The 13,766-nt window shown below is 33.2% G+C and carries 7 protein-coding genes; 1 reads left to right on the plus strand and 6 read right to left on the minus strand.

Features of this window, described 5'->3' with window-relative positions:
- The first annotated feature begins 239 nt into the window (after positions 1 to 239).
- On the plus strand, positions 240 to 1,331 hold the full coding sequence (locus ACNQGG_RS14810; protein ID WP_417965224.1) for a PAS domain-containing sensor histidine kinase: 1,092 nt from the start codon (positions 240 to 242) through the stop codon (positions 1,329 to 1,331).
- 104 nt (positions 1,332 to 1,435) lie between these two features.
- Here ACNQGG_RS14810 and bglX read toward each other — a convergent pair whose 3' ends face one another.
- The 6 genes from bglX to ACNQGG_RS14840 form a co-directional block, all read right to left on the minus strand.
- Positions 1,436 to 3,736, minus strand: coding sequence for a beta-glucosidase BglX (bglX, locus tag ACNQGG_RS14815; RefSeq protein ID WP_417965226.1), 2,301 nt, complete (start codon positions 3,734 to 3,736; stop codon positions 1,436 to 1,438).
- A gap of 146 nt (positions 3,737 to 3,882) precedes the next feature.
- Positions 3,883 to 5,250 (minus strand): glucoamylase family protein, encoded by a 1,368-nt coding sequence (locus ACNQGG_RS14820; protein WP_417965228.1) that lies wholly within the window; start codon positions 5,248 to 5,250, stop codon positions 3,883 to 3,885.
- A 97-nt stretch (positions 5,251 to 5,347) separates the two neighbouring features.
- Positions 5,348 to 6,250, minus strand: a complete 903-nt coding sequence (locus tag ACNQGG_RS14825; RefSeq protein ID WP_417965230.1) for a LamG-like jellyroll fold domain-containing protein — start codon at positions 6,248 to 6,250, stop codon at positions 5,348 to 5,350.
- A 17-nt stretch (positions 6,251 to 6,267) separates the two neighbouring features.
- On the minus strand, positions 6,268 to 7,722 hold the full coding sequence (locus ACNQGG_RS14830; protein WP_417965232.1) for a RagB/SusD family nutrient uptake outer membrane protein: 1,455 nt from the start codon (positions 7,720 to 7,722) through the stop codon (positions 6,268 to 6,270).
- Positions 7,723 to 7,726: 4 nt separating this feature from the next.
- Positions 7,727 to 10,735 (minus strand): SusC/RagA family TonB-linked outer membrane protein, encoded by a 3,009-nt coding sequence (locus ACNQGG_RS14835; protein WP_417965234.1) that lies wholly within the window; start codon positions 10,733 to 10,735, stop codon positions 7,727 to 7,729.
- 242 nt (positions 10,736 to 10,977) lie between these two features.
- Positions 10,978 to 13,722 carry a helix-turn-helix and ligand-binding sensor domain-containing protein gene (locus tag ACNQGG_RS14840; RefSeq protein ID WP_417965236.1) on the minus strand — a complete coding sequence of 915 codons (2,745 nt, stop codon included), beginning with the start codon at positions 13,720 to 13,722 and terminating at the stop codon, positions 10,978 to 10,980.
- Between the last annotated feature and the right edge of the window lie 44 nt (positions 13,723 to 13,766).

Consider the following 13,766-nt stretch of genomic DNA (forward strand, 5'->3'; position numbering starts at 1 on the left):
TAACTAATACAAAACGAGGTTGTCTGTAAAATGACAGCCTCGTTTTGTTTAACCGCTACTTTATTTAAATAATGGCAATTCACTTATTTTAATTTATGAATTTGTACCTACCATTGCTTTTATTATAAATAATTATTAGCTAAATTTGGATATTAAGGTTTCTTTTAAAACAATAAATTAAACAATTTATAGAATTTGTATTTATCTAAAATCCGAATAACAAATAACTGTTAAACTCAATGACAATAAAGAAAAAAAATCCTGATTCAGATGGGGAATACCACTTCGATAATTTTTTTAAGATCTCAGCTGATTTTATTTGTATTGCAGGATTTGATGGCTATTTTAAGAGAATAAATCCCGCTGTTTCAAAATTATTAGGTTATTCAGACGAGGAATTGTATGCTAACCCTATAAGTAGTTTTGTTTATGCATCAGACCTTAAAATTACTATCGAAACTAGAGAACAAGTATATAAAAACAAACCGCTTTTAAATTTTGAAAATCGATATTTAACTAAAAGTGGCGAGATTGTATGGTTATCTTGGACATCAATGCCCGTTGAAGATGAAAAATTAGTGTATGCTATTGCTAAAAACATCACACATAAAAAAAGAATTGAAGAAGAACGGAATTTACTCCTTGCAAATCTGACAAAAATCAATAAAGACCTCAAGCATTTATCATACACTACTTCGCATGACTTAAAGTCTCCGGTAAATAATTTACTATCCGTATTCGATCTTATTGATATTTCTAAAATTAATGATGAAGAAACCCTTGAATTTATAAGTATTCTAAAAACAACAACAGAGAGTTTAAGACAAACTTTAAAAAAATCAGTGGACGAATTAATTCATAAAGAGGAATTAAATGCTCCTATTGAACAATTAAGTTTGAAAGAAAATTTAAATGAAGTGCTACTTTCTATAAATTCTTTAATAGGAAATTCAAAAATCATAATTAATATCGATTTTTCAGAGCTTGCTCAAATTAATTTTAATAAAGAATACTTGAAAAGTATATTTTTAAACTTAATTACCAATTCAATAAAATACTCGAAACCAAGCACAGTACCTTCTATTTCTCTTGTTTCTAAAAAAGTAAACGGAATCAGTCAATTAATTTATTCTGATAACGGATTGGGTTTTGATATGGAAAAAGTTAAAGATAAAATTTTTGGACTACATCAAAAGTTCCACGATCATATTGATAGTAACGGTATAGGACTTTACCTAATTTATAATCACATCACTAATTTAGGCGGTCGTATTGAAGTGGAAAGCAAAATTAATGAAGGTGTAAAGTTTACCATTTCTTTTAAAGATTGAGAGAACATTACTTTTTCCTAATTGATTTTGATGTTTTTATTTTGGTTAAAAAAAACCCTTCGATATAAATACCGAAGGGTCGTCACTAAATAAACAAACCACATTTATTTAATCAACTCCAAACTAACTTTCTTCTCTGCATTAGAATCAGTGCCAACAAAAATTTGAAACGCACCCGGTTCCGCAATAAATTGTAAATCAGAATTATAAAACTTCAACTCTTCAACGGAAATTTCAAAAGTTACCGTTTGTTTTTCTCCTTTTTTAACAACGATTTTTTGAAACCCTTTCAGCTCTTTTATAGGTCTTGTAACAGACCCCACTAAATCTCTTATATACAACTGGACAACTTCCTTACCATCATAATTTCCGGTATTTGTAACATCAACGGTAACATTTACTTTTTCGTTGAAATTCATTTTATCCGATGAAATTTTCAGGTTCGAATAGTCGAATGTGGTATAACTCAATCCAAAACCAAAAGGAAATAAAGGCTCATTTCTTTCGTCTATGTAATTAGATCTGAATTTTTCGAACTTTCCTTCTTTGTTCTCTAATGGTCTACCTGTATTTTTTTGATTGTAATAAATAGGTACTTGCCCTACACTTCTAGGGAAAGTAGCCGTCAATTTTCCCGAAGGGTTTTCATTTCCAAACAAAACGTCAGCAATAGCACTTCCAGCTTCACTTCCTGCAAACCATGTATTCAGTATCGCTGGAACAGTTGCATTTTCCTGAACTAAAACTAATGGACGACCCGTGAATAAAACCAAAACCACTGGTTTTCCTGTTTTCAATAATTCCTGTAATAAATCTTTTTGAGCCTGTGGAATTTCTAAATTGGTTCGGCTACTGCTTTCTCCACTCATTTCCGCAGATTCACCAAGTGCTGCAATAATCACATCGGATTGATTGGCAATTTTTAAAGCTTCTGCCAATAATTCTTCTTTAGTTCTACTGTCGCGGTGCAAGTTTTTACCAAACATGGTTGCTTTTTCTTCGAAAGCCGCATCATAATCCAGATTACTTCCTTTGGCATAAAGCACTTTAGATGAATTTCCCACAACTTCATTGATTCCGGCCACTAATGAAATAGACTTTTGCATGTTAGTTGCAACACTCCAAGTACCCGCCATATTTTCTTTGGCATCAGCCAATGGCCCAATCACGGCAACAGTTCCTGATTTTTTCAAAGGAAGCAACTGGTTTTGGTTTTTAAGTAAAACCAATGATTGAGCAGCAATTTTTCTGGCTTCAGCTCTATTACTGCTTGTGAAAATTTCTGTTTTTGCCCGTTTTTCATCACAATATTTATAAGGATCATTAAATAATCCCAGATCATATTTGGCATTCAAAATAAGTCGAACGGCATTATCGATTTGTTCTATGCTTACCTTTTTCTCCTCCAATGATTTTTTTAAAGTGCTAAGGAAACCTTCGCCCACCATATCCATCTCAACTCCGGCATTTAGAGCCAACGCAGATACCGTTTGCAAATCACCCATCCCGTGCGCTATCATTTCAGGAATTCCTGTAAAATCAGTAACCACAAAACCTTTAAACCCCCATTGTTTTCTCAACACGTCGGTCATTAACCATTTGTTTCCCGTTGCAGGAATTCCATCAATTTCATTAAACGATGCCATAACTGAACCAACACCAGCATCAACAGCCGCTTTGTATGGAGGAAAATAATCATTGTACATTTTTATTCTGCTCATATCAACCGTATTGTAATCACGTCCTGCTTCCGGCGCACCATACAATGCAAAATGTTTTACACAGGATAAAATGGTATTATTCTTTGATAAATCATCTTGTTGGTATCCATGCACCATTGCTTTGGCAATTTGGCTTCCCAAAAACGGATCTTCACCGGAACCTTCAGAAACTCTTCCCCAACGCGGATCACGAGAAATATCAACCATGGGAGAAAAAGTCCAGTTGATTCCATCGGCGCTGGCTTCTTGTGCTGCAATTTGAGCGCTTCTTTCGATTAGTTTCATATCCCAAGTACAAGATAATCCAAGTGGAATAGGAAAAGTCGTTTCATAACCATGAATAACATCCATTCCAAAAAGCAACGGTATTTTCAATCGGCTTTTTTCGACGGCAATCTTTTGTACTTCTTTAATTTTCTGAACAGACTTGATATTGAATAAACCGCCAACTTTACCTTCTTCAATATTTTTAGCCACATTAGAACTATTGGCAGCTCCAGTTGTAATATCGCCCGAAGTAGGCAAATTCAATTGCCCTATTTTCTCGTCCAAAGTCATTTTAGACAATAATTCGGATACAAATTCGGTTTTGGGTTTAATTTCAACCGTCTTTTTAACAGTCTTTTTTTGGCTGTAGCCAAAAAGCGAAAAGCCAAAAAGTAGTAGTATTAATTTAATTTTCATTTTTTATCTGTTTTTATTTGTTTAAACATCCAATCATAAATTTCTTGGTTGTCATACACTCTTGACCAACTTTTGTGTCCCACATCATCAAATGAGTTTCATGAAAATAAAAAGGCAATTGCTATAACTGTATGTTTCATATTTGCCTAAAAATTATATTTTCCGGAATGAAAACCAAGTTTCACTAAACCTTGTTTTACTTCTGGCGCATTCATAAATAATTTCCATAATAAACCTGTACGATAATTTTCAACCATTGGTGCAATTGTACCTTGATCGATTGCTAAATATCGTGGTGTTACCCAATTATAATGTGGAGAAAAAGCATCATAAGGTCCCGCAATTCCAACTAAAGAACTCCTTTTCTCATCATATAAATAATGTAGAAATTTCATTGATTCTGCTGGCGTATAAGGAAAAGAAGATAATGCTGCTGTTGGTGAAATCACTCCTAAATCATTATTGGGCTGATGCGCTGAATATCCTGTAGATCCATCAGTATTACGAGAATAACTTGCCGTCAATCCCCAACATTTATCAGAATAATCCTTCCATTGACGTGGATTAGCAATACAATATTTGTTCATGATTTTAGCATGATTTTGAGTCAATGCCCAATAATCCGCATATTGATCCGTTAAGTTAGTGGGATCTAAACCTAAATAAGAATAATGTGCCCAAAACATAGGACCTACGTTTCCTGTTGCTCCATTATAATTAAATACTACTGGGATTCCGTATTGTGAACTACCATTTACAATTGCGCCATTTCTTGCCCAAGCTTGATGATACGCTGCAGCCGGAATAGGATGTGTAGGAGACGCTGCACCCATTATATAGGTAATCAAACACTCATTGTATCCTTCCAATTTAAAATTCATTTCCCAACCGTAAGTAGGTGACCAATGCCAGTATAACGCATTTTCGCCTTTGGTATACCAATCCCACTCTACACCTTTCCATAAATTATCTGCTTTGATGGCAAGTGCCTGTTCTGCCGTAGTTCCGTTTTTGAAATATTCTCTAACGGTTAACAAACCCTGACATAAAAAAGAGGTTTCCACTAAATCCCCTCCATTGTCTTTCGTTCCAAAAGGAATTACTTTACCTGTTGTCCCATTTATCCAATGTGGCCATGCCCCGTGAAAACGTTCCGCATTTTCAAGAAAAGTCAAAGCAGTTGTAAGTCTGGAAACAGCTTCAGTTCTATTAACAAATCCGCGCTCTACACCAACGACTATTGACATTAACCCAAAACCTGAACCTCCAGTTGTAACTATATTAGCTTCAAAACTTGGATCATCAGTTAAATAACGCTCTCTTGCTAATTTTGAATTAGTTTCAGCATAATCCCAAAAATATTTGATAGCATCTTTTTGAACCTGATCCATAGCTTCAGTATCTGTTAAAACAGTTACAGGAGTTGTAGGAGTCGTTGGTAATGGCGTTCCAGTACCATTATTTCCTCCAGGTGATGAAGACGAACAAGAATTTAAAAAAATTAAAAAAAACATTATGTATAAACCGTTTTTCATCTTTATAAAAATAATAGGATTAATAGTTAAAAAATACACACCTAGTTTTATGCAAACTAGGTGTGTCAATAAATCTTTATCTGTTATCTTTTTCCAATTTATATAAAGCAACAACTTCATTGTCAGAAAGTGCCGTTTTATAAATTCTAAACTCGTCCATTAAACCTGTATAATTCAGCATCCAACCATCAGCAGCACCCCAAGGAGTCCCTAAATGTTGTTGAAATCCACCAATAATGAATTTAGAAACATTCGAATTAGCAAGTTCACCATACCCAACTCCACCAGTAAGAGGATCGCTTGCATATCGTTTTGCTATTGAAGCAGGCAAATCAAGCTTTTTTCCATCAATGTACATACTGTAAGTAGAACTCGTTCCACTGTACGTCCATAGTACATGTTTCCAGGTTCCAAACATATTAGCTAAAACGTTGGTACCACTGTGTTCTATAAACTGACCTGACCAAGCAATACTAGGTGTCACATCTTTTTGAAGATGATTTTTCATTAACATAGTAGTTGCCGGACCTGTACCTTCAATCAATGAGAAAATATTTCCCCAAAAATCTGTAGTTTTTGGTAACATAAATAACGATTGTGCTCCTCCTGTATGCGGATTTGTATTAATCCACATAGAAACGGTAATACTTTTTACATCTACCAAAGAACTTGCTACTGTACTATAAGCGATAAAAGAATTTGAAGATCCTTTATAGGCTTGCCCTTTGATTCCAGTTCCATAAGTCACATTTGTTCCAACTCCACCAGTTATTCCATTTTTTGAATCCGAAATAGTATTCTCAAAACTAAATTTAGCAATCAAATTACTGGCAGCAACATCATCTGAGTTTTCATAACCTCCAATTGACTCATAGGGAATTGGGCTGTTTACTTTATCTATACTGTCCTCATTACAGCTCACAAAAAATTGAGAAGCTAGAACAAAAGCAAATAAGAAAATATATTTATTTTTTTTCATTTTACTGTTTTTTTAAATTAATAACCCAGATTTTGTATTGATAATCCGTTTGCTTGCGTAATGAATGCTTGCGGTAATGGAAACAATTCATGTTTACCGGCAACAAATGTTTTACCATCAATAGCAAACGCAGCAACTGCTTGACCAGTTCTTACTAAATCAAAGAATCTATCATGTTCGAATGCCATTTCAACTCTTCTTTCTTTCCAGATTGCTGTTCTAACAGCTGCTTGAGATACTGCAGTTGTATTCCCTAATCCAGCTCTCGCTCTAATTTGGTTCAACAAAGGAATAGCAGCAGTAGTCTGGTTTAATTCGTTCAATGCTTCCGCTTTCATTAGTATTACTTCAGCATATCTCAAATATTTGATGTTCACATCAGTTTCCCAACCATCTGTGAAAGCAGAAGAATACGCTTTAAAATTGTATCTAGGATTTTCAACAGTTGTTGGTACAACTCTACCATCGTATAAAGTGGTTCCTGCAAAAATGATTGTTGCATTTTTTCTAACATCACCAGTCTCATAAGCATTTACTAAACTTTGAGATGGTGTATTGAAACCCCAACCCCAGCCACCATTACCACGAGCACCTTGTGTATTAGAATATCCTGAGATTCCTTTAGCAGGAACTGAACCCGTACCTTGAATTTCAAAAATAGATTCGGCATCATTTTCTCCAGCTAGTCTAAACATAGAAGCATAATTTGGAACAATAGCATATCCTGTAATCAAATTACAGTTGTCCACTACTTTCTGCCAGTTTTTTTGGTATAAATTTATTTTTGCTAACAGTGCATAAGCAGCTCCTTTTGAAGCTCTACCTTTTTCAGCAGCAGCATATTCTGATTTGTTTGGCAATGCCGCAATAGCATCAGTCAAATCACTTTCAATAAAAGCATACACTTCAGCACTTGTTTTACGTGTTAATTGCATGATTCTGTCTTCATCAGAAGATGGATTTGGCAAATGATCTACAATTGGCACACCACCGTACGTTTTTACCAAAGTAAAATACATAAAAGCTCTTAAAAATTTAGCTTCACCTAATAATCTGGTGCGTAAAGCTGGATTAGCTTGGTCTAATTGCGGAACAATACTTAATGCTTGATTGCACCTGTTAATCCCCTCATAATTAGCTGCAAAAATCTCACTTGTTGATGGAGTTGAAGCATTGTACGTTAAGGCGTCCATTAAATCTTTATCTGAACCTGTATCCCCCGGAGAAGATCCTTTGTCAGCATCATCAGAGGCAATACTTGACAACCCAATCCAAGAAAATGAAGTCATGTTCCAATCTAAAAACTTACTATAGATTGCCGTTACAAAAGTGGCTGCTCCTGCATCATTGTTGAACAATGCTATATCTTTTGTAGAAATAGATTCTGTTTGATCTGCATCTAAATAGTCGTTTGAACATCCAGAGAAAAAGTATGCGGATAGCGCAAAAATTGATATATATATCTTTTTCATTGTATTAAAATTTTAAATTAGCACCGATAACGAATGATCTTAATGTTGGGTATGCATCCAACTCAATACCTTGTGTTCCATAAGGATCGCCATTACCATTTAATTCAGGAGAAAAACCTGAGAATTTTTGAGTAATAAATGGATTTATTGCATTCACATATACTCTGCAAGAATTCAAAAATTCTCCTTTTAATGGAATTTTGTATCCAAGCGAAATATTGTTAATTCTAAAGAAATCGCCTGATTCTAAATAATAAGTAGAAGCTACAGGAACTAAATTAAAAGGTCCAGGATTTGCTGCCGTAGTATTATTTGCAGTCCAGAAATTGGTAGCCAATGATTCTTCCACATTTTCTCCGCTAAAGCGTTGTGCTTTTTTACCATTGTATACTTTAGCACCAGAAGTACCGTATCCGTCCACTGAGAAATCAAAGTTTTTATAGTTCAATCCTAAAGTTACACCATACGTAGAATTAGGTAAAATTGAACCAACATATTTTTTGTCTTTATTAGCATCCAAAGCATCTTGAGTCACTTTGGCACCTGTTGCAGTATAATATAACATCTTACCATTTGCAGCATCAAAACCAGCATATTCATATATATAAAAACTGCCTAATGGTCTTCCTACTGAAGTATTATCTAATAGTTTTGTCCATTGCCCATTTGCTAAATCTCCACCAGTAATTGGCGCAAGCGTAGCATCTTTCAAACCTGTCAATTCATTTTTGTTATTAGAAAAATTACCTCCAACCCAGTAACTCAAATTGTCAGTTAGTTTATCATCCCAACGCAAAGAAATTTCATATCCTTTATTAGATACCTCCCCAACATGTGCTGGTGAAGAATTACTTATACCTGAAGTCATATAAGGTTTTGTATTCAAAATAACATTGGTTGTTGTTTTATCATACACGTCAAATGAACCTTTCAATCTGTTGTTCAACAATTCAAAATCGATACCACCAGAAGTTTCCTCGGTAATTTCCCATGATAAACTTGGATCAACTTGAGAATTGATAGTCGTACCTTCATTCAGTATAGAACCTCCTAAATAATAACTAAGACCAGAACTATACGCTTGATTATTAAGTGGAACATTTTGGTTTCCTAATTTACCCCAACCTCCTCTTAATTTTAATAAATTGATTCCCTTTACATTAGCCATAAAATCTTCTTTGGTAACAACCCAACCTAAACCAAAGGCAGGAAAAGTTCCCCAACGATAGTCTTTACCGAAATTTGATGAACCATCACGTCTAATTGTACCTGTAAACAAGTACCTGTCCATTAATTTATATTGGAAACGACCGAAATAAGACGCTATTTTATTTTCATTGAAAACTTCATCTTTATAACTAGTAACCGTTCCTACATAATCAACGTCTTTTAAAGACCAATAATTAGCATTTGCATTTACATTTTTTCTGGCAACGGTCAATTGTTCTCTTGCTCCTTTGATAGAAGTTTCAATACCTCCGGTTACTTCAATATCATGGATATCTGCAAAAACCTTATTATAAGTCAGGTAATTGGATAGATTCCAATTGAAATACTGATTTCTGCCTTTTGTCAATAAGTTAATATTCTTATCTGCAGGATACATAATTGTAGCTAGCTGACCTGGATTATTATTAGTTTGCCAAATAGCCTTTGTATCTTCAAAATTGTAATTTTTCCAAGTATAATATTCTCCGTTAAACTGTGAAGTGAATTTTAACGATTTTACAATTTCATAATCTAATTTTAAACCACCTTGCAATGTTATACTGCGTTGTTGTTCATCAAAATAGTCTAATTGAGCAACAGGATTACCAACATTATTAAAGGAAGAACCTGCTGTTCCTGCAAAACCATCGTTCCCAACATATGACACTCCATATTGTCCATTAGAAAAACGAACAGGAACTATTGGAGATTGCTTGTACGCATTTGTAAAGGCACTCAATGGTTTTGGAGTAGAATTTGTTGAACCAAAACTGAAGTTTTGATTTAAAGTCAGTTTTTTAGAAATTTTGTATTCGTTATTATTTCTAAAAGTAGTACGACTGTAATCTAAACCATTAAGAATTGCTTTCTCCTGATAATTTCCAATACTAAAGAAATATTTTATATTCTCCGTTGCCCCAGAAACCGAAACGTTATTTTGAGTATACGCTCCTTTTCTTGTAATAGCATCAAACCAATCCGTATTAACCGGTTGATCTTGTGAAAAAGTAGTCGTTTGTAAGGCTGCATTCGAATAGTGGGAATATTTATTACTTCCCGCCATTTTTACTTTTTTCAAAGGCTCTCTAAAACCTGCAAAGCTTTCAAATTCTACAGAAACCTTGTCTCCTTTACCTTTTTTGGTAGTAATAATGATAACCCCATTTGCAGCTCTTGTTCCATAAATTGCTAATGAAGAAGCATCTTTCAATATCTCATATGATGTAATATCATTAGTATTGATGTTGTTAATGTTCTCTGTAGGCATCCCATCCACAATAAATAAAGGAGTTCTTCCTCCTAATGCAGTTCCTAAACCTCTAATAACTACTGATGGCGTACTTCCCGGCAGGTCTGAAGAAATTACCTGAACACCGGCAGCTTTACCTTGTATGGCTTGTGAAGCATTCAAAACTTTAGTTTTAGATATTTCCTCTGCTTTTAATGACGTAATAGCGGTAGTATTATCAATCTTTTTTCTGGTTCCATATCCTATGACAACTACTTCTTTTAGTTCAGTATCTTTGGCTTCTTTCAAAGTGATGTCCATAGCACCTGACGTTGCATTCACTGATATGGCATCAAAACCGACCATACTTATTTTTAATACCTCACCAACTTTGGCATTGATATTAAAATTACCGTCAAAATCAGTATCAGCCGAAGTCTTAGAATCAACAGCAAAAATCATTGCTCCAGGAATTCCAATTCCACTCTTATCCAATACTTTTCCCTTAATTACTTGACCAGACATGTACGCCGGAAGTAGAATGAGTGCTAAAAAGCTAAAAATAAAATTTCTCATATATTAATAATTTGTTAAAGTTAGTGGGACCAAATTAGATAATTACAACGTTATAGTAACCATAATGGAGTTACTACATGAATACATCAAAATATTTAAAAATGATAAAAATTCTATGTTTTAAAGCACCTAAGAAAGGTAACGAGGTACTGTACTACATCGGTATGATGTAGTAATGATGTATTGTAATTTCGTAAAAAAATAGTTTAAATAATATAGTATCTATAAAAATACACCTTGTTTTATATCGTTAATAAAAATTTAGAAAGGTTTTCTTCTTGAGTAAGATTTAATTTCTTTCTTAATCGATAGCGATGCAATTCAACACCTCTAAAAGAAATATTCATCATTGGTGCAATTTCTTTGGAGGAAAGATTCATTTTTAGGTAAATGCAAAGCTTAATATCCTTTGAAGTAAGGATTGGAAATTTTTTAGAAAGGCTAATTATAAACTCATTATGGATTTGATTCAAATTTGTTTCAAATGTTTCCCATTCATGCTTGTTGACCGCATTGATTTTTATGGCTTTTTTTATCTCGCTTTTTAGTTTGTTGAAATCGCTTTCGGAATCTAAAATTCCTTGAATATTCTCTATCATTTCACTTTGCTTGGCAATAGAAAGTGATTTACCAGCAACTTCTGATGATTTAGATTGCAATTCCAATTCAAGAATGTGTTTTTCATATTCTTGAACATTCAACTCGTTTTCGGCTTTTAATTCCATTTCCAGGATTTTCTTTTGATGCTTTAACTCTTCTTCCTGCAATTTCAGTTTCTGAATATATTTCATCTTATTCCATTTATAATAAAGATATAGTATTAGACCGATAACAATCAGGTACACCAAAATCATCCACAAAGAGAAATACCATGCCTTTGCCACTATGAATTGAAAACTCGAAACTTTATTATAATGCAAACCATCGTTACTATAAATAGTCACATCGTGAGAACCACTAATAAGGTTATTCAAAATAATCAATCCTTCATTTATAGGAATGAATTCTTTTTTACCATCTATTTTATAAAATAAGTCCGGTTTTGTCGCTCCATAAATTCCGGATATTACATGTATTCTAAGTTCTGAATTATGCTTAATTTTTGATGTATTTTCAACTAAAACACCATCATTGAAAGCTTCAATCTTTATATTGCTTGTTTGCTTGTTTTTATATTTTAATTGAAGTGAAATAAAACCATCATCCAGATTCAAAAGATAGCTATCATTATTCTTAAACACTTTCAAGTTATCATTGATTATTTTTCCTTTATAATATTTCTCTTGAATACTGTTCTTAATGAATTTATTATCATTAGCATAAACATGATACAAAAGTCCTTCTTGAAGTACTATGAAGTTATTTTCATCAATAGCAACAATATCTGAAACGTTTTTGAAATTGGCGTTAAACAATTCATTTCCTTCTAACTGATTGGTGATTGAATTATAGGTATACCAAGATCTATTTATTAAAAAAAGGATTTCATTTCTGAACTCAAATATTTTCACGCCAAAATCATTACTTATTTTACTGCGTTGCGTAACATTATCAACACTTATAGTTTCATATGTATCATTATAAAGAATTCGATACAAACCTCTGTTATTATCAGCCGCCCAAATCTCATTTCTCCTATTTTGGGCAACATATTTTATGGGTTTCAGAATTTTTTTTATAACAATGTTTTGCTTCAAGTCATTACCATCATTATAAATAATTACACCGCTGTATGTTGCTTGCAAATAAGAATTATTAATGCCGCTTTTTGCCAAATTCCAACCGCCGTTAATAGTACTTAATTTATAGAACAATCCGTTATCATAGATAAAAGTTCCTTCGTTGTGACCTATAAGGTATTTATTATTTATTTTACTGATATTCCAGGCTTGCCCTTGTGTATTTGGAATCAATGAAAATTGCTTATCCTCATATTTAAAAATACCATGATTAGAAGCCATTAAATAGCCTTTTGGAGTACTCGCAACAGAATAAACAGAACCTAAAATTCCTGAGCTGTCATAAAATATAGAAATAGGAGAATTAACTTCAATATGAGCAATCCCATTATCCAATCCCAACCATAAATCATTCTCTTTGTCCTGACCGATACTTAGAATAGAATTGTTCATCAAGACGTTATTTCTATTGATGTTTTTATAAGAACCATCATTTAAATCTAAAACATAAACCCCTTTATTTGCTGTTCCTACTACGAGTTTATTGCTTTTTATAAACTGGGCAACATTGATGTTTGCGGCTTTTAAAATATCATTTAATGGATTTTTCCAAGGAGCCAAAACACCATTTTCCAGAACATAAACTCCATTCTTTTTAGTAAAAAAATACGTTTTGTCTTGGTATTTTTGAATGGCATGAATAACATTGTTTTCTAAAACATCCCATCCCTTTACTTTTTCTATATGGCCATTATTCATTTTATAAATTCCTTTCTCGACTGAAGCAATCAACAGTTCATTGTCTACAATAAAACAATAGGAAATAAGAAAAGGAAACTTTATTTCTTTTATGACTTTTCCATCAAATACAAAAACCCCATTAAAGGACTGAAAATAGATGTTGTTATTGAACTTAAATATCTTCCAGATTTCTTCATTGTTATTTTCATCAAAAACCTTATTGCCTTTGGAAATCGAAACATAGTGCATCTTTCCTTCTTTTCGAAACCAATACCCAAATTCTTTATAAGAACCAGAATAAATCTTGTCGCTGTCGACCATTATGGAACGAATGATTGTCTTGTTAGGCAACGTGTATTTTTCCCATTTTACGCCATCATATCGTACCAAATAATAATTATTGGCAAAATACATGGCATCATCATTTCCTTGTGCTACATTCCAAATCTGGTTATCTCCCTGATAATTAGACTTGTTGTAGTTTTCTACAAAAGGAAGTAACTCTTGAGAATAAAGGTGGAAGGAAAAAAAATACAATAGGATTATGAATGAAATTCTTGCTTTCAAAATGTGGCGTTTTATGTCCAAATATAAAGAGATTTCTTAAATAA

Source organism: Flavobacterium esculini (assembly GCF_048284325.1).
In the GTDB taxonomy this organism is placed as follows: Bacteria; Bacteroidota; Bacteroidia; order Flavobacteriales; family Flavobacteriaceae; genus Flavobacterium.